At 48.8% G+C, this 26,309-nt stretch carries 22 protein-coding genes and 1 tRNA gene; 17 read left to right on the forward strand and 6 right to left on the reverse strand.

Annotated elements, in window-relative coordinates:
• The first annotated feature begins 5 nt into the window (after positions 1-5).
• The 10 genes from Q0418_RS04140 (at position 6) to Q0418_RS04185 (ending at position 12,352) form a co-directional block, all read left to right on the forward strand.
• A complete protein-coding gene (locus Q0418_RS04140; protein WP_298482520.1) occupies positions 6-224 on the forward strand; it encodes a hypothetical protein in 219 nt (72 codons plus the stop codon).
• A gap of 19 nt (positions 225-243) precedes the next feature.
• Positions 244-1,092, forward strand: coding sequence for an energy-coupling factor transporter ATPase (locus Q0418_RS04145; RefSeq protein ID WP_298482522.1), 849 nt, complete (start codon positions 244-246; stop codon positions 1,090-1,092).
• A gap of 14 nt (positions 1,093-1,106) precedes the next feature.
• Positions 1,107-1,979, forward strand: a complete 873-nt coding sequence (locus tag Q0418_RS04150; RefSeq protein ID WP_298482524.1) for an energy-coupling factor transporter ATPase — start codon at positions 1,107-1,109, stop codon at positions 1,977-1,979.
• Positions 1,973-2,776 (forward strand): energy-coupling factor transporter transmembrane protein EcfT, encoded by an 804-nt coding sequence (locus Q0418_RS04155; protein WP_298482525.1) that lies wholly within the window; start codon positions 1,973-1,975, stop codon positions 2,774-2,776. The genes Q0418_RS04150 and Q0418_RS04155 overlap by 7 nt, the downstream gene beginning before the upstream one ends.
• A 14-nt stretch (positions 2,777-2,790) precedes the next feature.
• The gene (locus tag Q0418_RS04160) at positions 2,791-5,472 is read left to right on the forward strand and encodes a YfhO family protein (protein ID WP_298482527.1); all 2,682 of its coding nucleotides are present in this window, start codon (positions 2,791-2,793) and stop codon (positions 5,470-5,472) included.
• The gene (truA, locus tag Q0418_RS04165) at positions 5,469-6,203 is read left to right on the forward strand and encodes a tRNA pseudouridine(38-40) synthase TruA (RefSeq protein ID WP_298482529.1); all 735 of its coding nucleotides are present in this window, start codon (positions 5,469-5,471) and stop codon (positions 6,201-6,203) included. Before Q0418_RS04160 ends, truA begins: the two co-directional genes overlap by 4 nt.
• Positions 6,204-6,347: 144 nt before the next feature.
• Positions 6,348-7,517, forward strand: coding sequence for a DUF5711 family protein (locus Q0418_RS04170; protein ID WP_298482530.1), 1,170 nt, complete (start codon positions 6,348-6,350; stop codon positions 7,515-7,517).
• Between the two features lie 3 nt (positions 7,518-7,520).
• A complete protein-coding gene (locus Q0418_RS04175) occupies positions 7,521-8,411 on the forward strand; it encodes a CvpA family protein (protein ID WP_298482532.1) in 891 nt (296 codons plus the stop codon).
• Positions 8,412-8,639: 228 nt separating this feature from the next.
• Complete coding sequence (locus tag Q0418_RS04180; protein WP_298482570.1) at positions 8,640-10,946, forward strand: ATP-dependent Clp protease ATP-binding subunit; 2,307 nt, start codon at positions 8,640-8,642, stop codon at positions 10,944-10,946.
• Positions 10,947-11,044: 98 nt separating this feature from the next.
• Positions 11,045-12,352 carry an FAD-dependent oxidoreductase gene (locus tag Q0418_RS04185; protein ID WP_298482533.1) on the forward strand — a complete coding sequence of 436 codons (1,308 nt, stop codon included), beginning with the start codon at positions 11,045-11,047 and terminating at the stop codon, positions 12,350-12,352.
• A gap of 155 nt (positions 12,353-12,507) precedes the next feature.
• Here the strand turns inward: Q0418_RS04185 and Q0418_RS04190 are convergent.
• The 6 genes from Q0418_RS04190 to Q0418_RS04215 all read right to left on the reverse strand — a co-directional run bounded on the left by Q0418_RS04190 (position 12,508) and on the right by Q0418_RS04215 (position 17,399).
• Positions 12,508-12,583 (reverse strand) — tRNA-Gln (locus tag Q0418_RS04190).
• A 241-nt stretch (positions 12,584-12,824) separates the two neighbouring features.
• Complete coding sequence (locus Q0418_RS04195; protein ID WP_298482535.1) at positions 12,825-13,178, reverse strand: SCP2 sterol-binding domain-containing protein; 354 nt, start codon at positions 13,176-13,178, stop codon at positions 12,825-12,827.
• 18 nt (positions 13,179-13,196) lie between these two features.
• The gene (locus Q0418_RS04200; RefSeq protein WP_298482537.1) at positions 13,197-14,747 is read right to left on the reverse strand and encodes an AMP-binding protein; all 1,551 of its coding nucleotides are present in this window, start codon (positions 14,745-14,747) and stop codon (positions 13,197-13,199) included.
• 12 nt (positions 14,748-14,759) lie between these two features.
• The gene (locus Q0418_RS04205) at positions 14,760-14,990 is read right to left on the reverse strand and encodes an acyl carrier protein (RefSeq protein WP_298482539.1); all 231 of its coding nucleotides are present in this window, start codon (positions 14,988-14,990) and stop codon (positions 14,760-14,762) included.
• A 13-nt stretch (positions 14,991-15,003) separates the two neighbouring features.
• Complete coding sequence (locus Q0418_RS04210; RefSeq protein WP_298482541.1) at positions 15,004-16,413, reverse strand: condensation domain-containing protein; 1,410 nt, start codon at positions 16,411-16,413, stop codon at positions 15,004-15,006.
• The gene (locus Q0418_RS04215) at positions 16,410-17,399 is read right to left on the reverse strand and encodes an alpha/beta hydrolase (protein ID WP_298482543.1); all 990 of its coding nucleotides are present in this window, start codon (positions 17,397-17,399) and stop codon (positions 16,410-16,412) included. The genes Q0418_RS04210 and Q0418_RS04215 overlap by 4 nt, the downstream gene beginning before the upstream one ends.
• A gap of 162 nt (positions 17,400-17,561) precedes the next feature.
• Between Q0418_RS04215 and Q0418_RS04220 the strand changes: the two genes are divergently transcribed.
• The 7 genes from Q0418_RS04220 to cas3 all read left to right on the forward strand — a co-directional run bounded on the left by Q0418_RS04220 (position 17,562) and on the right by cas3 (position 26,293).
• Positions 17,562-18,170 (forward strand): TetR/AcrR family transcriptional regulator, encoded by a 609-nt coding sequence (locus Q0418_RS04220; RefSeq protein ID WP_298482545.1) that lies wholly within the window; start codon positions 17,562-17,564, stop codon positions 18,168-18,170.
• 244 nt (positions 18,171-18,414) lie between these two features.
• Positions 18,415-19,794: an MATE family efflux transporter gene (locus tag Q0418_RS04225; protein ID WP_298482547.1), complete on the forward strand. Its 1,380-nt coding sequence runs from the start codon at positions 18,415-18,417 to the stop codon at positions 19,792-19,794.
• Positions 19,795-19,965: 171 nt separating this feature from the next.
• Positions 19,966-20,334 carry a CidA/LrgA family protein gene (locus tag Q0418_RS04230; protein ID WP_298482549.1) on the forward strand — a complete coding sequence of 123 codons (369 nt, stop codon included), beginning with the start codon at positions 19,966-19,968 and terminating at the stop codon, positions 20,332-20,334.
• On the forward strand, positions 20,327-21,019 hold the full coding sequence (locus tag Q0418_RS04235) for an LrgB family protein (protein ID WP_298482551.1): 693 nt from the start codon (positions 20,327-20,329) through the stop codon (positions 21,017-21,019). Before Q0418_RS04230 ends, Q0418_RS04235 begins: the two co-directional genes overlap by 8 nt.
• A gap of 14 nt (positions 21,020-21,033) precedes the next feature.
• Positions 21,034-21,723, forward strand: coding sequence for a FadR/GntR family transcriptional regulator (locus tag Q0418_RS04240; protein ID WP_298482553.1), 690 nt, complete (start codon positions 21,034-21,036; stop codon positions 21,721-21,723).
• 128 nt (positions 21,724-21,851) lie between these two features.
• Complete coding sequence (locus Q0418_RS04245) at positions 21,852-23,666, forward strand: glycoside hydrolase family 5 protein (RefSeq protein WP_298482554.1); 1,815 nt, start codon at positions 21,852-21,854, stop codon at positions 23,664-23,666.
• A 266-nt stretch (positions 23,667-23,932) separates the two neighbouring features.
• On the forward strand, positions 23,933-26,293 hold the full coding sequence (cas3, locus tag Q0418_RS04250) for a CRISPR-associated helicase Cas3' (RefSeq protein WP_298482555.1): 2,361 nt from the start codon (positions 23,933-23,935) through the stop codon (positions 26,291-26,293).
• Positions 26,294-26,309: the final 16 nt, after the last annotated feature.

The following is a 26,309-nucleotide window of genomic DNA, read 5'->3' on the forward strand; positions in this document are numbered from 1 at the left end:
ATCCCATGAATCGGAAACAATGCATTGCCGTTCTGATCGGCTTTCTCTCCCTGCTGGCAGACGGCTTCGCAGCAGCGGTCAACTATCTGGATTACCGGTTGGTTTATGGCAATACCTTTGGCACAGTCGGTTCTGTCGTCCTGTTCTGGGCACCCTATTTGTTGTTCGGGGCAGCTGTCATTGTGCTGGTGGCCGTTCTGGTGATTTTGATGAAACCGAAGTGATTTGGAAGGAGGAACTCCCATGGAAATCCGTATTGCGGCAGAGCATCTGTCGTTCCACTACACCGACGAGGACGGCAAAACTGCTTCGCCGGAGATTCTGAAAGACCTTTCCCTGACGTTGGAAGCTGGTTCCTTTGTGGCAGTTCTGGGGCATAATGGCTGCGGCAAATCCACTCTGGCAAAGCATATGAATGCCATCCTTGTGCCCACGCAGGGGCATATGTACGTGTCCGGCATAGACACCTGCGACGACGAAAAACTCTATGATATCCGCCAGCGTGTGGGAATGGTCTTTCAGAATCCGGATAACCAGATCGTAGCAACTATTGTGGAGGAGGATGTGGCATTCGGTCCGGAAAATCTCGGCTTGCTGCCGGAGGAGATACGTCGGCGGGTTGATGATGCTCTGAAAGCTGTGGGAATGTACGAATACCGGATGCATGCGCCTAACCAGCTGTCCGGCGGTCAGAAGCAGCGTGTTGCCATTGCCGGCATTATTGCCATGCGTCCGTCCTGTATCGTGCTGGATGAACCTACCGCTATGCTGGACCCCAAGGGACGGCGTGAGGTCATGAAGACCATCCGCATGCTGAATCACACCTATGGCATTACCATTGTGCTGATTACCCACTATATGGAAGAAGCAGCACAGGCAGACCGTGTCATTGTTATGGATGAAGGGAAGATTCTGCTGGACGATGCGCCGGCGGAAGTGTTCTCCCATGTGGAACAGATGAAGCAGGTGGGGCTGGACGTGCCGCAGGTGACAGAACTGGTGTATGAACTGCGGCAGTGCGGATTGGAACTGGATCCGCACATTATTACAGAAGAAGATTGTGTATTGGCATTGCTGGAACAGCTTGCGTGAAATGAGGTGAGTGTTTGGCTACATTACAAACCGAGGGATTAACGTATCGCTATGGGATCGGGACGCCTTTTGAAAAGACTGCAGTGGATCATGTGGATCTGGAAATTCCGTCCGGATCATTTGTTGGGGTGATCGGGCATACGGGATCGGGAAAATCCACTCTGATCCAGCACCTGAACGGCTTGTTGAAGCCTACAGAGGGTACCGTAAAGCTGGACGGCGTAGATATCTGGTCGGACAAGTCCGGGATGCGTCAGGTGCGGTTCCGGGTGGGACTGGTATTTCAGTATCCGGAGTATCAGATCTTCGAGGAAACAGTGGCAAAGGACATTGCTTTCGGTCCCCGCAATATGGGTCTGGCAGAAGAGGAAGTGCAGGCACGGGTCAAAGAAACGGCTGCCATTGTAGGACTTTCGGAAGAAATCCTGGAGCAGTCACCCTTTCTGCTGTCCGGCGGTCAGAAACGCCGTGTGGCAATTGCCGGAGTTATGGCAATGCGCCCGGAAGTGCTGATTCTTGACGAGCCGACTGCTGGTCTCGATCCTCGTGGCAGAGAGGAGATTCTCCGGGAGATTCATGCGTATCGGGAGAAAACCGGCAGCACCATTCTGCTGGTCTCCCACAGTATGGAGGATGTAGCACGCCACGCAGAACGGATTCTGGTGATGAATGCCGGAAAGGTGTTCTGTTACGACACGGTGCAGAATGTATTCCGCCGTGCACAGGAATTGCAGTCCATTGGGCTGGCAGTGCCTCAGATCACACGTGTCTGTGCTGCGCTCCGGGCACAGGGACTGTCCATTGACGATGATATCTTTACTGTTGAACAGGCAAAGGAACAACTTCTGGCATTGTACCGGAAAAAGGAGGCGAGAGGCGGATGCTGAAGGATATTACCATCGGACAATATTTTCCCGGAGACAGCGTGGTACACCGCATGGATCCCCGGTTTAAGATCGTCATGACCCTGCTGTTTATTGCCATGCTCTTTATGGGACAACATCTGTATTCGCTGATCTTTGGAATAATATTTTGCCTGCTGGCACTGGCACTGTCCCGGATTCCGGTGCGCCTGATCTGGAAAAGTATCAAGCCTCTGCTGGTGATCCTGATGATTACGGCAGTGCTGGACTTATTCTTCATTGACGGCGGCAAGGTGTATTTCAAATGGCTGTTTTTCCAGATCACGGAGGATGGCGTCAGGACAGCGATCCTCATGGTCGTGCGTATTGTGATACTGCTCATCGGTTCGTCCTTGTTGACCTATACCACATCGCCCATTGCATTGACAGATGCCATTGAGCGGCTGCTTTCGCCTTTGAAAAAGATCCATGTGCCGGTGCACGCCTTTGCCATGATGATGACCATTGCACTGCGGTTTATTCCCACTTTGCTGGAGGAAACGGATAAGATCATGACCGCACAGAAAGCCCGTGGCGCAAGCTTCAGTGAGGGAAATTTGATACAGCGTGCAAAAGCTTTGGTGCCTGTTCTGGTGCCGCTGTTCGTGTCTGCATTTCGCAGGGCAGAGGAACTTGCCACTGCCATGGAATGCCGGTGCTACCGGGGAGAAACCGGGAGAACCAAAATGCGTCAGCTGCACGCTGCCGGACGGGACTATGCAGCTATGACTGTGACCATTCTGCTGTTCGCCGCTGCGGTTGCAGTGAAAATCATCTGGTGAGGAGAACCAATCTCATGACAATATTGCATTCCAAGACATTGAATCATGCAGAATATGCTGCCCGGAAAAAAGAGCCAAAGCTGTATTTGCTGCTGTCTTTTTTCATTCCCATGATTTTTCTGGGCATTGGCCTTGTATTGCAGGATGTCCATCCCTTTGGCGACCGGCAGATTCTGGTGACGGATTTCTGGCATCAGTACTATCCGTTTTTACGTCTGCTCCATGAAAAGCTGCAAAGCGGCGGTTCCCTTCTTTATACATGGGATTCGGGATTGGGAACGAACTTTCTGTCTATGATGGCATATTATGCCGCAAGTCCGCTGAATCTGCTGACTGCCCTTGTGCCGGAGTCTGTACTGCGTGAGGCAGTCACGGTTGAACTGCTTTTGAAAGTCGGCTTTGCAGGATTGTTTTTTGCACTGTTTCTGAAAGGAACATTCCGGCGCAATGACTTTTCCCTCTGCCTGTTTTCCGTAATGTATGCCCTGTGCAGCTATATTCTGGGTTATTACTGGAATATCATCTGGCTGGATACTGTGGCATTGCTGCCCCTGGTGGTGCTGGGACTGGTCTATCTGGTGCGGGACGGAAAATACCGGCTCTATGTCATTGCGCTGGGGCTGTCTTTGTTTTCCAATTACTACATCGGCATGTTCACCTGCATATTTGCTGTCATTGCCTATCTTTGCCTCTGTGTATTCTATTTGAGACCACGCCAGCTGTCGGGCAGAACGCTTGCCATGGCAGGCTGTTCTCTGCTGGGCGGTGCTCTGGCGGCAGTAGTGCTTCTGCCGGCATATTACGGCTTACAGCTGACCTACAGCGTCAACAATGTATTTCCCACCATGGTGCAGTTTTATGAAAACTGGCAGACACTGCTGGCGAATCTGATCAGCTACCATGCACCCACTTCCAAAGATGGACTTCCCAATCTGGCGTGCGGTGTTCTGAGTCTCGTGCTGATGGGTCCCTTTCTGCGTTCCGGAAAAATACGCATCCGGGAAAAAATCGCCGCCATTCTGGTGCTGGCATTTCTGATGGTGAGCTGCAACTGCAATGTGCTGAACTTTATCTGGCATGGGTTCCATTTCCCGAATATGCTGCCCTATCGGTTTTCGTTCCTGTTCTCCTTTGTGCTGCTGACGCTGGCATATCGGGGATTCCAGCTGGTGTTGGAGGAAAAGTTGAAAATCTGGGATGTACTTGCGATGCTGGTTATGGCGTTCCTTGTGTTCCTGGTATCTTATCACATCCAGGAAAATCGTGCGGTCTACTGGTCTCTAATCACAGCACTTCTCTATGCCGTGATCATTCTCCTTTATTTCCGCCAGTTTTTCAACAAGCAGTTGTTCTGCGCAGCCATATCTATTGTGCTGGCATTTGAGCTGTTCCAAAATGTAAAGCTGGGCACAGAAGAGGTTTCAACTTCCGATTATGCCAGCTACCCCACGGCGGAGGCATCGGTGGATGCACTTCTGGAGGAAATCGATGCACAGGATGATACTCTGTTTTATCGTACAGAGATGTCCACCTGGTACACGCTGAACGATCCGGCGCTGTATGGCTATCATGGTTTGTCCCAGTTTTCTTCCATGGCAAATGAGAGTATCTCCAAGTGGATGCTTGCTCTGGGGCTGCCTGCCTCAGAAGCCGGGAATCGTTATTATTACGGCGGCTCCACGCCGGTGACCAATATGTTCACGGGTATCCGCTATCTGATCTGCCGCAGTGGTTCGGTACTGGACAACAGGGAATGGCAATCCATTGCCAGGGATGCGGGTTGTACGGCTTATAAGAATGCATTTGATCTTCCCATAGGATTCCAGACAGAGAACGATCTGGCATCCTATGAATGCCAGCCCGACGGCAACCCCTTTGAAAATCAGAACACGCTATTCCGCCTTGCGACGGGAATTGAGCAGCCCCTGTTCACTGCAGTAGAAGTGCGGGATGTGAATTATTCCGGGGCAAGTGCTCTGAAAAATGGCTATGGAAATTACACCTATCAAGCAGAGACTGGGGCGGTAAACCGCAGTCTGCAATACAATTATCAGACCCAGCGTATATCGGATCTCTATGGCTATATGACAGTTACTGGTGGAACAAATGTGACAATTACCCGGGACGGTGCTTTTCTGTCATCTTATAGTATTTCCAAGCAGCCTTATATTTTTCCGATGGGCACCTATGAGGGAAATGAAACGGCAGGTCTTACTGTTGCACTTCCGGAGGATGCGACCTCAGGAATCGTGACGGTCTATGTATACCAGCTGGATCAGGATGTCTTGACGGAAGGTTACGCAAAGCTTTCTGCCGGAGCGGTCACGCTGACGGAATTTTCGGATACCAGACTGACAGGTACTATGACAGCCCAAGAGGATGGACTGTGTTATTTTTCCATTCCCTATGAATCGGGCTGGACTGCAAAAGTGGACGGTGTCAGAACGGACGTTACGCCGGTGGGTGATGCCATGGTGGCTGTGCCGATATCTGCCGGGGAACATACCATTACGCTGACCTATAAGCCGGAGGGATTTGTGGTTGGTGCACTGTGTTCTGGTGGCGCAATTGTGATCCTGATACTGCTGTATGTGCTGGAACGCAAAAGAAAGAGACCGCTGCTGCAGCCGATTCCGGAAAAACCGAAACCGGAAGAACTGCCGGCAGAAACGGAAACGGAGGAAACGGCATCATGAGAAATCTGAAAGTGACCATGGCATTCCGTGGCACACGATATCACGGCTTTCAGCGTCAGCCCAATGCACTGACAGTGCAGGAAGTGGTGGAAGAATCCCTTTCCAAGCTGCTTAACGAGCCGGTGACCATTCAGGGCTGTTCCCGGACGGATACGGGAGTACATGCAAAGGAATTCTGCTTTTCCATGCAGACAGAAAAGCCCATTCCGCCGCGGAATTTCATCCGTGGTGCCTGCGGTTATCTGCCGGAGGATATTTCCATTTTGTCTGTGGAAGATATGCCGCCGGAGTTTCACGCCCGGTTCAGTTGTCAGGCAAAGCAGTATATGTACCGGATCCACAACAGTGAGAGCAAAAATCCTTTTACTACGGATCTGGAATTGCACTATCGGCGAAAACTGGATGTGAAGTTGATGCGGGAAGCGGCGCAGCATTTTGTGGGAACACATGACTTTGCAGCGCTCTGTACAAATTGCACAGAAAAGCAGAGCACCATTCGTACAATCTACGACATTACCATAGAAAAAGATGGGAACACCGTAATTTTGCTTGTCAAAGGAAATGGATTTCTGTATAATATGGTTAGGATTCTTGTGGGGACACTGCTGAGTGTCAACGAGGGCAGGATTCCTGTGTCCGAACTGGATGCACTGCTGGAATCTCGTGACCGGACACGTGCCGGAATTACGGCGCAGGCACATGGTCTTTCGTTGTACCGGGTGTTTTATTGAGATATACGAATGTATTGTTACAGCTGCAAACAGTGATACGGGCGACCAATGGTCGCCCCTACATTGGTACACATATACATTGATAGAACTGACATTGAACGAAATATATGACATATCGGCAGGAAAGGAGACAACAGAAAAAGCATGAGCTATGATTCTGATGATATGATCGAAAAGCGAAAGCGGCGCAGCAGATTGCGGGGATTGCGAAATTTCGTGATTTTTTTACTGATCGCATCTTTTTGCGGCTATTTGTATATTCAGCGTGATGCCTGGATTCCCAAGCTGGAGGGAATCGGCAGCCGTTATGAAACCGTAACACAGAATGACGGTACACTGGCTGAGGGAAATTTTCCGCTGACCATTTCCGGTAATACAGGCTATCAGGTGGAATTGGTGGATGATACCTTATTTTTGCTCCATGACGCTTATCTGGATCTGTACTCTCTCCACGGAGATTCCAGAGATACCCGACAGCACGCTTATCAGAACGCAATGATTCGCTCTGCCGGAAAATATGCATTGTTGTTTGAAAGCGGAGGGACATCGTTCCGGTTGGATTCTAAACACAAAAATATCTACAGCAAGTCTGTGGACGAGGATATTATTTCCGGAACGGTCAGCAAAAACGGAACAGTTGCCCTTGTCACAGAATCCAGTTCCTACGCCTGTTCCATCAGCGTATATGACAACACGGGAAAACGGATCTATCAGCGCAACTGCATTGAACATGTCATTGATGTGACATTTCACGAGGACAGCGAGGGTTGCTGCTACACTTCCATCAATGTGGAAAACGGCGTGCTGCAAAGTACCGTGACAAGCGTTTTGTTCCGCCAGAAGGATACACAGTGGACTTCGCTGCCACTGGATACGCTTGTGGTGAAATCGGGCTTTTCGTCGGACGGAACGCTGTGTGTGGTTGGAAATACAGCCTGTGCATATTATAGCAGTGCCGGCGAAATGCTGGGCACATACAATTATAACGGCACGCTTGTTAGCGCCGATCTGGAAAATGGAAGAGCAGCACTGATTATTCAGGACGATCAGAAACGGGATACCTCTCTGGTTCTTCTGGATCAGTCAGCCACAGATGTATCTGTTACCAAACTGGATGATACAGCAGAACTAGTGCGTGTGTTTGACGGCGACGCCATTGTCATGAGCCCCGGAAATGTGACATCCTACGATTTTGGGGGAACAGCTTTGGCAACTGTGGGACTGGAAGGTTCCTATACCTCTTTCATCAAACAGGACGGTTACTTGTTCCTGATGGGATATGACCAGATCGACCGTGTGGATTTTAAGGAGTAATTCGTGGAAGCTTGGATGAATCAAACCTGGTGGCTCTATGATCTGACTGTGCTGGCGATCTTCATTCTTTGTGTTTGGAGCGGATGGCAGCGTGGTCTGCTTCGTTCCATTGCCGGCTTGCTGGGCTATGGTGCAGCTGCACTTCTCGCAGGGATCCTGGCGCAGCCGGCGGCGGAATATGTTTATGACCGCTGGCTGGCAGAGCCGTGCGCTTCCGTACTGGAACAGAAACTGGAAGAATATCATCTGGCTGATACAGTGCAGCAGATGCTCTCATCCTACGGCGTGCAGCTGGACAATGCCGTATTGCAGCAGATCGCAGCCCAGCCGGATCAGGCGGCAGATGCACTGTACAGTGCTGTTTCTCAGGAGACGGGGATTCCCACGGACTGGCTGAAAAAGGGGCTTTCCCAGTCTATCGACAGCGCCGCACAGCAGATGTTCACAGGACTGCCGGAATGGATGACGGATGCATTGCTGCCGTCAAATGATACAGCACAGCTGCAAAACCGGGCGATCCAGTCTGTAGCGCTGGTGCTTTCCAGTAATACCGAGGATGCGGCAGAAAAATTGACAGCGCTTTATCTTCGTCCGGTAATGGTTCCGATGATTAAAACTTTTACTTTTTCTGTTCTATTTCTCTTGATTTCTGCATTGTTACAGGTTATAATAAAATGTATATCCTCTCTGCGCCGTACCGAAACGGGACGGCTGGGAGATCAGACAATAGGTGCAGCTGTCGGATGTGTGCAGGCTGTTCTACTTTTGGTGATGATGGGGAAACTGACAGGATGGATTGTAGAACACGGCGCAGGTCAGCTTGCATTTTTCAATGAAGCAGTGATTGGAAAATCGGTATTGTTTCAGTCGATATATCATATTGTGAGCAAATGAAAATATCGTTGCCCGATAGGGCAATACCGCACAAAGATTGTGCGTCAGATGCGCTGTCAGATTTTTCGTCAGATGAAACAAAAAGCGCAGTGAATACTTTGTGTATTCACGAGCATTTTTGTGAAATATGACGAAAAAGATGCAAGCATATGACGTGCAAAGCCGCTAGGCGCTCTTTGTGCGGTGTTGCCATAGAGATTCTGATAGAAGAAAGGTGAGAAAAACATGATGTTATGCACTCGATGCAAAAAGCGGCCGGCGGTCGTACTGATCACGGCAATGCATGGCGACCAGAAGAAAAACGAAGGTCTGTGCCTGGTATGTGCCAAGGAAATGAACATTCCGCAGGTCAATGAATATATGAAGCATATGGGAATCTCCGACGAAGAGTTGGAGCAGATCTCCAATCAGATGATGGATCTGGTAGACGGGGACAGCTTTGAAATGGGCGGTTCCGGTGTGATCCCGCAGTTTTTGGAGAATATGCAAAATCTGATGAAGGACAGCGGAAAGATCCTGCAAAACATGGAGAATGCCAATCCGCCGGCACCGGTGGAGGAAGAGGGAACAGCTTCTGGGGAACAGCAGGAGACCTCCCGCCGGGAACGCCGTTCCAAGCGGAAAAAGGAACTGAAGTTCCTGGGGAATTACTGCACGAACCTGAGCCAGCGTGCCGCTGAGGGCAAGTTGGATGCAGTGATCGGCAGAGACAAGGAGATTTCCCGTGTCATTCAGATTCTGTCCCGCCGGACAAAGAATAATCCCTGCCTGATCGGTGAGCCGGGCGTCGGAAAGACGGCAATTGCAGAGGGTATCGCTCAGCATATCCACGCCGGAACAGTGCCCATGCACCTGAAAGACAAGCAGGTGTACTTACTGGATCTGACATCGCTTGTTGCCGGGACGCAATTCCGGGGACAGTTCGAAAGCCGTGTCAAAGGACTGATCTCAGAGGTAAAGCAAGAGGGAAATATTATTCTCTTCATTGACGAAGTGCACAATCTGGTGGGCGCCGGCAATTCCGAGGGCTCTATGAATGCAGCGAATATTCTGAAACCTGCATTGTCCCGCGGAGAGATTCAGGTCATCGGCGCAACGACATTTGAGGAGTATCGGAAGTATATTGAAAAAGATTCTGCCCTGGAGCGTCGTTTCCAGCCTGTAACGGTAAATGAGCCTACGGTAGATGAAACGGTAGAGGTACTCAGCGGCATTGCCAAATATTATGAGGAATACCACCGGGTACACATTTCGCCGGCTATGATCCGCCTGTGTGCAGTTCTGGCGGAACGCTATATTACAGACCGTTTTCTTCCGGACAAGGCAATCGACCTGCTGGACGAAAGCTGCGCCTGCACCAGTCTGCGCTCTCCGGAAATCGAGAACTATGATATGTTGCTGAAGAAAAAGCAGGCACTGGAAGAGAAGGAAAAGTCCATTGAGGATGAAACGGAGATCGATTATGAAGCCCTTGCACAGGTAAAGGGTGAGCTGATTCGCCTGAAATCCAGTCTGGAGGTTGCAGAAGCGGAACTGGAACAGGTACAGGTTACAAGCGATGATCTGGCAAAGGTCATTGAACTGTGGACAGGGATCCCGGCACATAAAATTGCAGAGACCGAGTTCACGAAGCTGGCAAATCTGGAGGAACGTCTGAAAGCCCGTGTGGTTGGACAGGATGAAGCTGTCGATTTGCTGGCAAAGGCAATCAAGCGTACCCGTGTACAGCTGAGTCCTCGCCGCCGTCCGGCATCCTTTATCTTTGTGGGTCCCACCGGCGTAGGTAAGACAGAGCTGGTAAAGGTACTGTCCGAGGAACTGTTCGACTCCAATGAGCCGCTGATTCGTCTGGATATGACGGAGTTTATGGAGAAGCACTCTGTGGCACGGATGATCGGTTCACCTCCTGGCTATGTGGGCTATGACGAAGCCGGTCAGCTGACGGAAAAGGTGCGCCGCCGTCCCTATTCGGTAATTCTGTTCGATGAGATCGAAAAGGCGCATCCGGATGTTATGAACATTCTCATGCAGATTCTGGACGAGGGCAAGATCGACGATGCACAGGGCAGAACGGTCAGCTTCGAGAATACCGTTATCTGCATGACCTCCAATGCTGGCTCTACAGACAAGAGCATTGGTGTAGGCTTCAACCGGACGGAGACAGAAGTGTCTAAGGAAAAGGCAATGAAGGGTCTCCGGGAATTCCTGCGGCCGGAATTTATCAGCCGTATTGACGAGGTTGTCGTATTCCGGAATCTGACCAAGGAGGACTTCCAGAAGATCGCAGCATTGATGCTAGATGAGATGAAGGAACCCCTTGCAGAGAAAGACATTACTGTGGAATATGACAATGCAGCATTGGCTGCCATTGCGGAGGAGGCATTTGGCAAGCCGTATGGTGCCCGTGATATCCGCCGTGTGATCCGCCAGAAAGTGGAGGATCAGGTGGCATCCCTGATTATTGGGCACAATACAGAGATCCAGAAGCTGCTGATTTCCGACCAGGACGGCAAGATCACAGTGACATATCAATAAACAAGGAAAAGAGGGCATTGTGGAAAACGCAATGCTCTTTTTTGCAATCCGTAATAATTCCGCACGTTCTGCATACCCTAATCAAAAAAGAAAGTGAGATGCAGAAGATGCAGTCTATCTGGCATAGAAATTGTGAAATGCCCCGGTTTCCGGCTTTGCAGGGAGATATCAAAGCAGACGTTCTGGTGATCGGCGGCGGTATTGCAGGACTTCTGACGGCGTATCTGCTGGGGCAGAAAGGCGTTTCAGCCGTGCTTGTGGAAGGGGATGCCCTATGCAGTGGCACCACACAGAATACCACAGCAAAGATCACTGTGCAGCATGGCTTGATTTATCATAACCTGCTGAAACTGGGCGGCGTGGAGATGGCGCAGAAATATTACAAACTCCAACGGGCATCGCTGCAAAAATATGCGGCACTGTGTAAGGATATCCAGTGTGATTTTCAGCGAAAGGACAACTATGTCTATTCTGTGGAAAATCCGGAGATACTGGAGACGGAACTGGATGCATTGCAGCGTGCCAGAATCCCGGCGAAGTTTGCAGAAAACCTGCCGCTGCCGTTTTCCACTGTAGGAGCGGTGGAATTCACTGAGCAGGCACAGTTTCATCCCTTGCAGTTCCTGTCGCAGATTGCCAAGTCGTGCAGCGTCTATGAGCACACATTTGTCTACGATATCCGGGATAACCAGGTCTGGACGGAACACGGTGTCATTACCGCTGACCGGATCGTGGTGGCAACCCATTTTCCTTTCTGGAATGGCCGCGGCAGATACTATCTGAAACTGTACCAGCATCGTTCCTATGTGCTGGCACTGGCGAATGCGCCGGATCTGAACGGTATGTATCTGGATGAAAAGCAAACAGGGCTGTCTTTCCGGAATTACGGCGATATGCTGCTTCTGGGCGGCGGTTCCCACCGTACCGGAAAGAAAGGCGGCGGATGGGCGGAACTCCAGATGAAAGCAAAGCTATATTATCCCGACGCAGAAGAAGTCTGCCGCTGGGCAGCTCAGGATTGCATGAGCCTGGACGATCTGCCCTATATCGGGAGCTATTACGGACGAAATTCCCAGCTGTACGTGGCAGCGGGATTTGGGAAATGGGGCATGACCGGAGCAATGACGGCGGCAATGGTATTGACGGACATGCTCACAAGCGTGTCCAATGAAGCGGCGGATATATTTTATCCGTCCAGAAGCATCATGCAGCCGCAGTTGTACCGGAATCTTCTGGAGACTGCCTCAAACTTCTTCCGGCTGACACCCAAGCGATGTACGCATCTGGGTTGTGCACTCCACTGGAATCCGTCAGAGCATTCCTGGGACTGCGCTTGTCATGGCTCCCGTTTTTCGGAGGACGGGCATGTACTGGAAAATCCGGCAAAGCGTAACCGAGAGTCATAAGTTGCAGCATAAGAAAGGGCTGTTGCAAGGACAGTAAAATCCTGGTTAACAGGTCGATGTGGGCATCGCACCGTTTTTCTGTTGGATTTTGACTGCCTGCAACAGCCCTTTTTACATAAAAAAATAGCTCCCACGATTGTGAGAGCTGTTTGTATTGGTTGGGGTGGAAGGATTTGAACCCTCGGAATGATGGAGTCAGAGTCCACTGCCTTACCGCTTGGCTACACCCCAATTTCTATTTTTCTTGTCCGCTTTGCTTTACCTCAGCTGACTTATATAGTATACCACTTTTCGAGGGGAATGTCAACTGTTTTTCTGCAAAAATTATAAGATTAACTTTTGGGTGCTCAAACAAAATAAAATAAACATACAATCAATACATAGAGTCGATCTTTGATTTTGAAATGCAAAAAGAAAACTGCACATGTAATGAACTACATGTGCAGTCTGGAGAAATATTGAGAAAAAGAGCTTATTTTTTCTTTTTCTTCTCGGCTTTTTTGATGCTTTCGATCATGTTCTGAAGTTCCATTGCTCTTCCGAGATCACCCTCCACTTTCAGCTTTCCTGTGGTGTAAGCGAAGACGGAATTCAAGGAACCGTCTGCGATTTTCAGGAAGTCTTCGGCGGTAGCAATCAGCTTGACATCACGGTCGTAATACTCATAGGGCTCTACATAGAGCTTGCTGTTCAGCAATTCAATGTAGAATGCGCCTGCGCCTTCGCCGACAATATCCACCTGTACGGCAAGATGACCGGTCAGCTTGCTGACATCGGCTTTCATGAATTCAGCCTTTGCCGCGTTAAAAACTTCTTCGTACGTCATATGATTTCCTCCTAAGGTTTATTGGAAAATCGCACCTTGCTGCGACTGTTCCCGTTTGATTTTCTTGGATGTGGTCTTGTCGAATTCCACATTCCGGATCCGCAGACAGTGAATCTGCTTTGCAGATGAAACGGTCTTGTTGATTTCTAGTACCTGTTCCTGTAACAGCCGCTTCATTTCGTCTATGCCATATGCTTCACAGAATTCGGTATTGGGGAAGATCTCCGCAGTGATCATGCTGTTTTCCGCATAGACCAATACCTCAGAGAGCCAGTCCAGTCCGGCGAATTTGTTTTCCAGTTCTTCCGGGGAGACGTTTTCGCCATTGCTCAGAATGATCAGATTTTTCTTTCTGCCGGTGAGGAACAGATGGCGCTTTTCATCCACGTAGCCCAGGTCACCGGTTCTCAGCCAGCCGTCCTCAGTCAGTGCTTCTGCGGTAGCCTCCGGATTATGGTAGTATCCCATCATAACAGAGGGACTCTTTGCCCAGATCTCGCCGTCTACGATCTTGACCTCACAGCCGTTTACAATCGTGCCGATATCGCCAATGCTTTCATCTTCCAGATTTGCAGTGGAAATACGAGGAGAACATTCAGTCATGCCATAGCCCTGTGCAATGGGAATACCGAGAGCGCGATATCCCTCGATCAGCTTGGGATTGAGGTAAGCACCGCCGCTGTAAATACCCCGGAGTTTTCCGCCGAATACGGCATTGGCAATTGCCTGGATGGGGATATCCGGCTTTGCTGCTGCGGCAGCCTGGATCTTCTTATAAATGGTCTCAGCGATCATGGGTACCAGCAGGATCAGCGTGGGCTGATACCGCTTCAGGTTCTGCGCAATGTGCATCATGGAATCGTTAACGCAGACTGTGGTACCATACCGCAGAGAAAGGAGAATGTCACACGTGAAGCAGTATACGTGATGAATGGGAAGTACCGTCAGCAGGACATCTTCCGGTGTACTCTCGTTGTCCTGGCACATGGTATTGTCGATGAGATTGCTGTGGGACAGCATAACGCCCTTGCTCTTTCCGGTAGTACCGGAAGTGTAGAGAATGGCTGCACAGGATGCCGGATCAATGGGTGTCCATTCCATAGGCTCATTTTCTGCCAGAACCTGTGCCAGAGAGAGGACATCGGGCATCTCCTGGAGAGATACATAGGTGTGGATAGCAGGACAGTTTTTCCGGACAGCAGGGAGCATGGGTGCATACCGGGCGTCGAAGAAGAATACCTCTGCATCCGAACGCTGCAAATGATCGCACAGATCATCAACGCCCATCTGGGCATCCAGGGGGACAATGACATTGCCGCCGCCCACGGTGCCGAAATATGCAGTCAGATATGCGGCGCTAGTCAGACCGATCACTGCAGCATGCAGTTTCTTGCCGTTGGCGCTTTTCTGGAGAAAACTGCTAACTTTTCGGCAGTTATCATAGAGCTGTACATATGTCGTTTCTGCATCTTCTTTGCCGGCTTTTTCCTTGAGAAATGTCTTTTCTCCATAGCAGGCAGCAGACTGTACGATCAGATCCTGTAAGGTTTTTACCAATGTTTTATCCATTGCAATTCTCCTTTATTTCTGCTGGAGCGATTCCAGATATGCAATCGCTTCTCCTACGGTGCGCAGCTTCAGCACATCCTCTTCCTCAATGGTCACGTCCAGCTGTTCCTCCAATTCTCCCAGAAAACTCATAAAATCATAGGAATTGAAGTGCAGGTCTTCGATAAAGCGTGCTTCCGGTGTAATCTCCTCCGGCTCTACGTCTACGTATTCCAGAATAGTTGTTTTCAGTTCTTCCAGCATGATAACATCCTCCTCAGATCATGTCCAGTATTTCGCCGATGGTTCTGCTGCTGTTCTCAATACCCCGGAACAGCACGCGGCAGAGATAGTAATAGAGATATTCCATCTCATAATCAGTGACAGCGTCTTTTTTGTATTCGAAATTGAAGTCCAGCCCATTGTCCTCCACCCGGTGCATTACGGTTAAGTAAAGGGGCTGTGCGGCAACACCGTTGGTGTACCAGAAACTCTTGTACGGAATATCCGGGATCTTGTCCGCATCCTGCTGCAGGGTCAGGGGCTGGTAGGTCAGGGCAAGGCTTTCATAGCTTGCACCGGGTTGAAAATTCCAGTGGTTTCTGCGTCGTGCGGTATACTCTACCGGGTCGAAATTCGCATGGCGGAACAGACGATTCTGCGCTTCCTGCATCATGTGCAGCCCTTCCAGGAAGGTTATATCCGGTTCCATAATGGTACGAAGGGGGAAGAAGTGAACGCGTGTACCGCCGGAACGTTTTTCCAGCAGTGTACCCCGGCGAGCCACACAGCTCTTGATGGAAACGTCCTTTTCGTTGTCGTTGAATTTGGAAAGAACCGTCCGCAGACCCATGAGCAGCAGACAAACCATAGGTACATGGTTTTCCTCACAGAACCGCATAAGCCGGTTAGAGGGATGCTTTTCCAGATGATAAATAGAAATGGAAGCCTCCGGGCTGGTAGAAGTGATGATCGCACTGCGCTGGTTGGGATTTTTGTTCTCTCTGCGCTGGGTGATGAGACGTCCCATACCGTTGAAATCCGTGTACATGGGTTCGCTTTTTGTGATCTCTTCCATCCAGTATTTTTCGTCCTTCTGGCGGGCAGAGGAATTGGCTTCATAAGCAAGGTCACGCTCTATCGCCTTGATGTAAGACTGCATGGGCTTTGGCATTTCAGTGCCATAACGCTTTGCGCAGTACAACTCCAGTACATCCCGGTCAAAGGCGATGATGGAGCTGGAGTCCATAGTCATGTGGTCAGCCTTGAAGTAGATGCCGTTATAACCGTTGGGCAGCTTGATCATGACGATCTGATTCATGGGGGAGTGGAACCGCTTGAACGGAACTGCTGTCCACTTCCGCATTTCATTGTGTGCATCTTCTTCATTCCATTTGGAGAAGTCACGCAGTTCAATGTCACGGTCTTCAAAGGGTACCAGATACTGATAAACCGTGCCGTCCTGATCCTGCAAAAAACGGAGCCGCATGGACTCAAACCGCTGGTATGCCTCATAAATGGCTTCTTTCAGAATGGAAAAATCTACTTCCTGCTGGATGTACAGTCCGGTGCCGATATTCAGCAGCTGGTGATAGGGACAATAGAGAATGGAATAGTTGTGAATGCGCTGTGCCGCCGTCAGCGGGTAGCACTGCAAGTTGACGCCATTCACCTGAAATTCTTTCATGTAGTTTCCTTCTTTCCGCTGTCGCTGGGAATCCACTTCTCAATAAATCGGGATTCCGCTTCTTCATACTGGGGCTGATTTTCATAATAGCTTGCACCGTGACCGGCATGTTCTACAAGAAGCAATTCCTTCGGTGCACTGCATAGCTCATAGTTCTTCTGACTCATCCAGGTGGGAACGAAATTGTCCTCCTTGCCGTGGATAAACAGCGTTGGACATCTGGTGTCCCGTACGGCGGTAAGTGTGGAATAATCCTGGAAGCCGTAGCCTGCCTTTTTGCGGCACATAGCATCGTTGATATTCATGACCGGGAATGGGGGCAGGTGATAGTCACGCTTTAAAATATGTGAGAATACATCGTAGGGCGACGTGAAGGCACAGTCTGCAATGACGCCCTTCACCGATTCCGGCAGATCCGGCGCACCGGCAGCCATGAGCACAGTAGTACCACCCATGGAGGTGCCGTGCAGGAGAATCCGTTTGTCTTCGCCGAACCGTTCCGTCACATAATCGATCCATGCACGGCAGTCAAAGCGGTCGAGAATGCCGAAGCCGATGTATTTTCCCTCGCTTTCCCCGTGGGCACGATGATCTGGGATCAGACAGTCGAAGCCTTGCTGGTGAAAGAAATACGAGTGGGCTGCAAAGTCGCTCAGACCGCAGCTGGTGTAGCCGTGACAGCCGATGACGATGCGGTCAGAGGGCTTCTCTGCCGGCAGGTAATAAGCATGAAGATGGATACCGTCTCTGGCAGTAATGGTGATCGGTTCCAGGTTCTGCTGCATCAGCCATTCCTTTTTCGGGTGGATGATTTTTTTGTATTCTTCCCACTTCTGCATGTCAGCCATTTCACTGATATCGACTTTGATCGAATCCTGCCGTGGAATGACACGCCGAAATAATGTGGTGGCACCGCCGAATGCAGCAGCTGTCCCTGCCAGGACAGTGCCGCCGACAATTGCGCCAAGAAGTGCTGCTGTTCCCATTTCATCTCTCCTCATTCATTTTTCGACCAATGGTCGAAATGGATTGTCTTTATTTTAACACGTTTTCGACCAGTGGTCAAGTATTTTGCGGTGGATTTTCTTGTCAAATCTGAAATTTTGTGATATAATGAGAAAAAGTCAAGAGAAAGCAAGTGATTTCCTATGAAAAGTGATAAGAAAAAACGAATTTTAGACGCAACCGAACAACTGATGTGCGTTATGCCGGATCGGGATATTTCGGTTAATCTCATTGCCAAAAAAGCCGACATCGGAAAAGGGAGCGTTTACTATTATTTTGAAAGCAAGGAAGAGATTCTTTACGCTGTCATTGAACGGTGCTATAAAAAGGCAATTCATGAATACTTCGGCGGCATTCAGTCTGAAGCATCTGCTCTGGAAAAAATCAAGGTGCTGTTCCAGAGCATGATCAAGAGTGAATTTCACGACAACCAGAAAAATCTTATCCGCACCTTGCATCTCCATGAGAGTACATTGCTGCACAACCAGATGAAGCTCGTAGCGATTCAGGAGCTTTCTCCCATTATGGAAGAACTGCTGATACAAGGGATCGCAGAAGGCTCTGTATATACAGAAACGCCAAAGGAAAGCGCAGAAATGATTGTGGCAGTGATCACCTTTTTTCTGGATAATACTGTTTTTCCGAACGACCCCAGAATGGGAGTAAAGCTGAAGATCTTTTCCAATGTGTTGGATACTTGTCTCCATGCGGTTCCCGGCAGCTTTGATTTCCTGTGGGAACCGAGGAAATGAAATAGAACTGATATCCAAAAATTTGACAAACCAAAATGGGCGTGCTATAATAAGAATATCATTACTATAACATTATAAAATGGTATCAATTCCGGGAGTTCCCACAAGAGGGAGCATCCCGGATTTCTTGCCTTGACATTTAGAATGTGTTCACATAAAATAGATGTGCATTCTGTTTTTATGTAAACACGCTCTAGACAGCCTGCAAATGCAGAGTATGTTGTGAAAGACGGAAGGGATTTCTATGAGGTCTGAAACGAAGCGTTATGAGATCGACATGTGCAGCGGTCCGGTTCTCAAAAAGATGCTTCTTTTTGCGCTACCGCTGATGGCGTCGAGTATTCTCCAGCTGCTGTTCAATGCGGCGGATATTGTGGTGGTGGGAAAATTTGCCGGAGACAATTCTCTTGCCGCCGTGGGTTCCAACACAGCCCTCATCAATCTTCTGACCAATTTATTTGTAGGGCTGTCCATCGGTGCCAATGTGGTTGCGGCGAGATCTTATGGGGCAAAGTCGTGGGATGACCTGGGAAAGACGGTACATACATCCATGCTGCTCAGTATGCTCAGCGGTCTGCTTCTCATGGTAGTCGGCGTTATTGGTGCAAAGCAAATGCTGATCTGGATGCAGACGCCGGAGGAAGTGCTGCCTCTTGCCGCAGTATATCTGCGCATTTATTTTCTCGGTATGATGTCCACCATGGTGTATAATTTCGGCAGTGCACTGCTTCGTGCTGTAGGGGACACAAAACGACCGCTCTATTTTCTGCTTCTTGCCGGCGTGATCAATGTGGTTCTGAATCTGTTGTTGGTGATCGTATTCCGGATGAATGTCATGGGCGTTGCCCTGGCGACTGTGATTTCCGAAACGGTTTCCGCCGTACTGATCCTGCGCTGTCTGATGAAAGAAGAAAGCGGCATTCATCTGGATTGGAAGGCGCTGCGAATTGACCGGACGAAAATGCTTCAGATCCTGCGGATCGGACTGCCGGCAGGCTTTCAGGGTGTCGTTTTTGCCCTGTCCAATGTGGTCATCCAGTCCTCGGTGAATCTCTTCGGTAATATCGTAGTTGCCGGCAATTCCGCCGCTGCCAATATCGAAAGCTTTGTCTATATGGCAATGAATGCCTTTTATCAGGCGACTTTGTCCTTTGTCAGCCAGAACTATGGCGCCGGGGAAGAAAAGCGTATTAATCGTATTGTTCTGACGGGGCAACTCTGCGTTATTACAGTGGGGATTCTGCTGGGCAATGGAGTAGTGCTCCTGGGAAAACCTCTGCTGCATATTTATTCTGACAGCCCGGAAGTCATTGCCGCCGGTATGGTACGACTAAAATACATCAGCCGTGTGTATGCCCTCTGCGGCATCATGGACGTTATGGTAGGCGCACTGCGCGGTATCGGTTATTCTGTTATGCCTATGGTGGTGTCAATCGTAGGCGTTTGCGGTCTACGGCTGGTGTGGCTGGCAACGGTATTCCAGATGCCAGCGTATCACCGTATCGAAACGGTGTATATTTCCTATGCCGTCACGTGGATTCTGACAACTTTGATCTATGTCACCGCTTTCCTGTGGATTCGCTCCCACCAGCGCCAAAGAGCCAGAAGTGTCTTATTGAAATAATGTGATATATTAGCCGACATGCAATTATTGTGTGTCGGCTATTTATGACACGGTTCATCTCTATATCAGAACAACTTTACAAAATATAGCGTGTTTAACAATAGATTCCTCTTGACGCTGAAGTATCCTCGTGCTATAATTGGTAGTACCAATTTGAATGGAGGAATTGTTGTGAAGTGGATTAAGCAATTCGGTATTATTTTAGGCATTTCGTTTTTGGGGGAGATCCTGGAGGAATGTATGCCGCTGCCCATCCCGGCGAGCATTTATGGCATCGTTCTCCTGTTTCTCTGTCTGAAATTCCATGTGATTCCGTATGCATCTGTGCGGGAGACGGGAACATTTCTCATTGAGATCATGCCGCTGATGTTTATTCCGGCGGCGGTGGGGCTTCTGGAATCCTGGGATGTCATTCGTCCGGCATGGCTGGAATATATTGCTGTGATAGTGCTGTCCACCTTTGTTGTCATGATTATCTCCGGCAGGATCACCCAGTTTGTGATTCGCCGCAGGAAAGGGGAGGAAACGAAACATGCGTGATTTCTTAGAAAATTCTGCTTTTTTCGGTGTTGTGGTCAGTGTACTGTCCTATGGAGCAGGTGTACTGTTGAAAAAGAAATGCAAGCTTGCCATCTTCAATCCGCTGTTAGTCTCTATTGCTATCACAATTGCTTTTCTGGCGTGTACCCATATCAGCTATGATAAATACTATGAAGGTGCGAAATATCTCAGCTATTTACTGACCCCAGCCACAGTCTGCCTGGCGATACCGCTGTACGAGCAGCTGGAACTGTTGAAGCATAACTGGAAAGCCATTGTGATCGGCATACTTTCCGGTGTCCTGTCCAGTCTGGGGACAATCCTGGGAATGGCAATGTTGTTTCAGTTTGACCACCAAGAATATGTCACCTTCCTGCCGAAATCCATTACAACGGCAATTGGCATGGGCGTTTCGGAAAAACTCGGGGGCTATGTTTCCATTAGCGTTGCGGCGATCATCATTACAGGTGTGTTGGGGAATATCTTTGCGGAATGGATTTTCCGGCTGTTCCGTATCCAGGAACCCATTGCCAGAGGTATTGCACTGGGCACAGCGTCCCATGCCATTGGCACTGCAAAAGCCATGGAACTGGGAGAGGCAGAGGGTGCCATGAGCAGTCTTTCCATTGTGGTTGCCGGATTGATCACAGTTGTCGGCGCAACGATATTTGCACATATTATGTAAGGACGGTAAAATAGATGAGAGACGAATCCAGAGAATATCAGAAGGTAATCGCCTATCTGTCCGACATGATCGCATCTGGAGAACTGACAATGGGTTCCCGGCTGCCCACAGAGCGGAAAATTGCAGAAACGCTGTCCATCGGGCGCAATTCCACCAGAGAAGCTCTGCGAATGCTGGAAAATACGGGAGTCATTGAAAGCCGAAGGGGATCGGGCAATTATCTGGTAGGAAATCTGTCCAGGGCAATTTCAGACGCAGTTGATATGATGCTGCTTCTGCGGCAGACAGACCGGACGGAAATTTGTTCTTTTCGCCGCAATATGGAAAAGGCTGTCTGCCGGACGATCATGGAAAATCACACCTTTTCCAATTGGCATGCAAATGCACTGGAATTGCTGAACGCTTCAGAAAAGTCAGAGTCATTTCCGGAACAGGTGGAACTGGACCGACGGTTTCACTATTTGTTGATCTATGCCACAGAAAACCATTTTTGGATCACCATGATGGAACCCATTGCTGATGTGTATCGTCGCTGGATCGACGCCGCACTGCTGTCTGCAGATGAACAGGTGACAGCGCAGCTTCATCAGGCGCATATGGATATGTTTCGTGCACTGGACAGTGAAGATATGATACTTTGTGAAAATGCAATTGACAGGCACTATGATCTGGCAGATATGGAAATGAGAAAAGGGAATAGCTGAATCGATATCGTTCATACGCTCAGATAACGTCATTCTTCAGGCGTCTCGTGAAATTTTGCATAAAATTTCTTGACACCATGAAATTCTATGGTATAATAAAGGTAATATGTTTTTTGGAGGTATATTGTATGAAGTTTTGGAAAAAGCTCGCCGCCTGTATGCTGGCAGGCGCAATGACGGTATCTTTTGCCGCATGCGGTTCTGGCTCCGGTGATTCGTCCTCAAAAACGGAGGAATCCGGCGAAGAGGAGAGCAAGGCTGTTCAGTTTGATGGTGATTTTACCATTGGCGTGGACAAGGTGGCAGAAGCCATGGGCGCCGGCTGGAACCTGGGCAATCAGCTGGAGGCAAATTCCGGTGGCAAGGTCAACGAGACTGTATGGGGCAATCCGGAGGTAACACAGGAATTGATTTCTGCTGTTGCAGACGCCGGATTCACTACAGTCCGTGTGCCGGTTTCCTATCTGGATCGTATTGATGATGCCAACGGTTATCAGGTGGATTCCGCATGGCTGGATCGTGTAGAGGAAGTGGTGCAGTACTGCTATAATGAAGGTCTGTACGTGATCATCAATATGCACGGTGACGGTTATAACTCCATTGACGGCGGCTGGTTCCTGGTAAACGGCGAGGATCAGGATTATATCTGTGAAAAATATGAAGCTGTATGGAAACAGATCGCAGAGCGCTTCAAAGACTATGACGAGCACCTGATTTTCGAGTCCATGAACGAAGAATTCGACAACAACTATAACGCTGATCCGAACCGGGAATACTATGCAAATCTGAACAAGTACAACCAGATCTTTGTGGATACTGTTCGTGCTTCCGGTTCCAAGAACACCCACCGCTGGCTGCTGATGCCGGGCTGGAACACTAACATTGAATATACTGTTGGTGATTACGGCTTTGAAATGCCTACCGATGCAAACTGCACTGCCGGTGAGAGCCGTATGATGGTTTCTGTTCACTATTACGACCCGTGGGATTACTGCGGTACTGAAGATCTAAAAACTATCCTGTGGGGTGACTATGGTCTGAACCTCATCGAAGTCAATGGATTCCCGAAAATGAATTATCCGAAGTGGGGCGACCAGGATTATCTGGATGGTCTGTTCCAGCAGTTGCATGACAAGTTTGTTGCAAATGACATTCCGGTTATCATCGGTGAATATGGCTGTATCGATAAGTCCAGCGCTTATGCAGATTTCACAGGTCAGATTCAGGGCAACCGTGCATATTTCAACGGCTACGTTGCCGGAAAGGCTGCTTCTCTGGGTATAATTCCGGTATACTGGGACAATGGTTATAATGGTGTATACGGTTTCGGTCTGTTTGACCGCAACACCTATGAGCAGACTCAGCCGGAGATCATTTCCACCATTATTAAGGCAGTGGAGAACAAGGACCCGAAGGCAGGTCTGGATACGGTTGTTGAGACAAAGGTAGAAAAGACTTCTGAAGCACATGCGTATATCGGTATTCAGACAGAGGTCTATACGTTCCGGAATGCATACAGCGATGCAAGTTATGGTGCGGCAACTGATCATTTCAATACCCTCATCAAGTGGGGCGAAAATGATGAAATCATTGATACAGGTGCGACATTTACTGATGCAACGATTACAGAGGATGGCACATACACCGTATCTGTTGACGGCTATGATTTCTCTTCTGACAGCAGCAAACTGAATATGCTGTTTGTCAGCACAGATTTTGCGTATTATAATACGATGGATGTAACAGACGTTGTTGTAAAGTGCGATGACAAGGAGATTTCCATTGAAAAGCCTCTTGTTATGGCAGATGATCAGGGCAATCTGTATATTGAACTGGTGAACATCTACAACACCGACCTTGCAGCACTGGATTACACTATGCCGACGAATAGCTTTAGCGTGACCTTTACCATCAGCGGTATGGACAAGGTATTGGCTTCGTAAAACAAACTGATCAGAGATTAGAATAAAAACCTCTCAGAGCATTTTCTCTGGGAGGTTTTTTCTATAGCGTTCTGTCTTATTTGTTGGAATTATGTTGGCAGGAAATGGGAAACTGTGTCGAATTATGTCGAATAAAAATGTAAAGAAACTGATAAATCTGACAAAAACTATTGCAAAATATTTTTAACGGGTGTATAATGTGAACAAGACAGATGCAGTGCTTCTGTTATTCACAATTAACGGAATAAAGAACATGGAGGTGAACAATGACGTATATTGCTCATAAAAAAGAGGACAGTGATGAGATCCAGACAGTGTCTGCCCATTGTGAAGATGTGGCTAAACTTTCGTCCGAACTGGGAAAGCATGCGGGAATGTCTGCAATGGGAAAGCTTGCAGGATTGCTGCATGATGCTGGAAAATATGCGCCTTCCTTTCAGCAGTATATTTCCGGAGAGGGAGGATACAGGCGCGGAGAAATAGATCATGCCTTTTGCGGTGCAAGATATCTCTGCGAATTTGCTGACCGGAAAGGGGAAAATCATCTATACTATAACGTGTCGAGACTGATTGCAAGGGTGATCGTGTCTCACCATGGGATTCATGACTGGCTGTTATCGAATGGAGATGACTATCTTCAGAATCGCATCAGCAAAGAGGAGGAATATGATCTCGTATCGGTTCAACTGCGTGAGATATACTCGGAAGCGGAACTGACGATGTACCTGGAAGATGCCCATAAGGAATATTGCAGTATCCGGAAATCAATCAAGGAGATCAGTCAGGACCCAGGGCAGTTTGCCTTTTACCTGGGAATGCTGGAACGGACGCTCCAGTCTGTTCTGATCGATGCAGACCGGACGGATACGGCGGATTTCTGCAATGGCAATCCGGAACAGGTATCCAGGCAGGTGGATGGTATCTGGAAAAATGCTCTGGATGCACTCATGAAGCGGCTGGATCAATTCGACAATATCACTGAAATTGCCCGGATTCGAAGCAGCATTTCAGAGAGATGCAGCGAATTTGCCGGAACAAAAACAGGAATCTGCCAGCTTATTGTACCCACAGGCGGCGGAAAGACTTTGTCATCTCTCCGGTTTGCCTTGCTGGATTGTCTGAATCATAGAAAAGAGCGAATTTTTTACATTGCACCGTTTATGTCCATACTGGAACAAAACAGCGGCATCTTTCGGGAAATCATAGGCGATGACAATTTTCTGGAGCATCACTCCAATGTCATACATGGCAAAGAACAGCCCAACGAACTGCAAAAGTATGAGCTTCTCACTGAACGCTGGGATGTACCTATGATTGCCACAACCATGGTGCAGTTTATGAATACATTGTTCTCGGACAAGATGGCTTCGGTTCGCCGGATGCATCGGCTGGCAAATTCCGTGATTCTCATTGATGAGGTACAGTCCATCCCAGTAAACTGTATTTCCATGTTCACTGCGGCAATGAACTATTTGTCCAAAATCTGCGGATGTACCATTGTATTGTGTACTGCCACACAGCCGGATTTTTGCTGGAATGAATCCAGCTTTCAACTGCTGCTTGATGATAATTCCAGTATGACGGGGGCGTATTCCGACGATTTTGCCGCACTGAACCGTACTGAGATCGTTCCCGTATTTCAGGATAACGGCTATTCCAACTGTGAAATTGCAAATTTTTGTTATGAGAAGTATCTGGAAGAACGCTCTGTGCTTCTGATCGTCAATACAAAATCCGTTGCCCGTGAAGTGTACCAGCTTCTGAAAGATCGGAATGAGACATATCCAGGGGAAGAGCAAGCGCATCTGATTCACCTGAGTACAAATATGTGTCCTAGACATCGGCAGGATCAGATCGGAAAAATGAGAAGTCTCCTGAAACAAGGGGAACGTATCATCTGCGTTTCCACACAGCTCATTGAAGCAGGTGTGGACATCTCATTTCGCTGTGTCATACGTTCCCTCGCCGGATTGGATCGTGTGGCACAGGCAGCTGGACGATGCAACAGAAACGGAGAATCTGCATTGCTCGGTAAGGTCTATGTGATCAAAGCACAGGAGGAAAAAATAAGCTATATGCCGGAAATTGCTTCGGGAAAATCCATTGCAGAACGATTTTTTCTGGATCCCTCTGAGAAGGCATATTTGTCGCCCCAGACCATCCAATCTTATTTCCGTCTTTTCTATGAGGAAAACCGCAGTATGGTGGATTTCCCGGTGGATGCCTTTCAAAGCAAACACACGCTTGTGGAATTGCTCTCTTTGAATTTGTCCGTGTGGGGAAAGCGAAGGATGAAGCATCTCAAATACAGTGCACAGGCGTTTCAAACAGCCGGGCAGTTGTTTGAGATGATCGATGAAAATTCTGTCAGCGTTGTTGCGCCTTACGGCGAGGATGCCAAGGAACTGATTCTGAAGCTACAGCAAAGCAGCGATGTGGACATGTATCTGCTGCGGCAGTTGCAGAAGTATACCATAGGGATACCCCATTACCAATATCAGAAGCTGTTGGAAAATGGCTGCTTGTATGTGACTAGTCATGATATTGTGATACTGGCTGAAGAGAACTACAGCACGGATTTCGGTTTGACAGAAGAGGCCGGTATGTCGAAAATTATGGTATATTGATATATTCTCCTGGAGA

It is taken from the genome of uncultured Ruminococcus sp., assembly GCF_937915125.1.
GTDB lineage: Bacteria > Bacillota > Clostridia > Oscillospirales > Ruminococcaceae > Ruminococcus_C.

Bases quoted from the DNA above. Each gene is read 5' to 3' on its own strand.
- Q0418_RS04140 (WP_298482520.1), top strand. From the start codon at position 6: ATGAATCGGAAACAATGCATTGCCGTTCTGATCGGCTTTCTCTCCCTG.
- Q0418_RS04145 (WP_298482522.1), top strand. From the start codon at position 244: ATGGAAATCCGTATTGCGGCAGAGCATCTGTCGTTCCACTACACCGAC.
- Q0418_RS04155 (WP_298482525.1), top strand. From the start codon at position 1,973: ATGCTGAAGGATATTACCATCGGACAATATTTTCCCGGAGACAGCGTG.
- Q0418_RS04160 (WP_298482527.1), top strand. From the start codon at position 2,791: ATGACAATATTGCATTCCAAGACATTGAATCATGCAGAATATGCTGCC.
- truA (WP_298482529.1), top strand. From the start codon at position 5,469: ATGAGAAATCTGAAAGTGACCATGGCATTCCGTGGCACACGATATCAC.
- Q0418_RS04170 (WP_298482530.1), top strand. From the start codon at position 6,348: ATGAGCTATGATTCTGATGATATGATCGAAAAGCGAAAGCGGCGCAGC.
- Q0418_RS04180 (WP_298482570.1), top strand. From the start codon at position 8,640: ATGTTATGCACTCGATGCAAAAAGCGGCCGGCGGTCGTACTGATCACG.
- Q0418_RS04185 (WP_298482533.1), top strand. From the start codon at position 11,045: ATGCAGAAGATGCAGTCTATCTGGCATAGAAATTGTGAAATGCCCCGG.
- Q0418_RS04195 (WP_298482535.1), bottom strand. From the start codon at position 13,178: ATGACGTACGAAGAAGTTTTTAACGCGGCAAAGGCTGAATTCATGAAA.
- Q0418_RS04200 (WP_298482537.1), bottom strand. From the start codon at position 14,747: ATGGATAAAACATTGGTAAAAACCTTACAGGATCTGATCGTACAGTCT.
- Q0418_RS04205 (WP_298482539.1), bottom strand. From the start codon at position 14,990: ATGCTGGAAGAACTGAAAACAACTATTCTGGAATACGTAGACGTAGAG.
- Q0418_RS04210 (WP_298482541.1), bottom strand. From the start codon at position 16,413: ATGAAAGAATTTCAGGTGAATGGCGTCAACTTGCAGTGCTACCCGCTG.
- Q0418_RS04215 (WP_298482543.1), bottom strand. From the start codon at position 17,399: ATGGGAACAGCAGCACTTCTTGGCGCAATTGTCGGCGGCACTGTCCTG.
- Q0418_RS04220 (WP_298482545.1), top strand. From the start codon at position 17,562: ATGAAAAGTGATAAGAAAAAACGAATTTTAGACGCAACCGAACAACTG.
- Q0418_RS04225 (WP_298482547.1), top strand. From the start codon at position 18,415: ATGAGGTCTGAAACGAAGCGTTATGAGATCGACATGTGCAGCGGTCCG.
- Q0418_RS04235 (WP_298482551.1), top strand. From the start codon at position 20,327: ATGCGTGATTTCTTAGAAAATTCTGCTTTTTTCGGTGTTGTGGTCAGT.
- Q0418_RS04240 (WP_298482553.1), top strand. From the start codon at position 21,034: ATGAGAGACGAATCCAGAGAATATCAGAAGGTAATCGCCTATCTGTCC.
- Q0418_RS04245 (WP_298482554.1), top strand. From the start codon at position 21,852: ATGAAGTTTTGGAAAAAGCTCGCCGCCTGTATGCTGGCAGGCGCAATG.
- cas3 (WP_298482555.1), top strand. From the start codon at position 23,933: ATGACGTATATTGCTCATAAAAAAGAGGACAGTGATGAGATCCAGACA.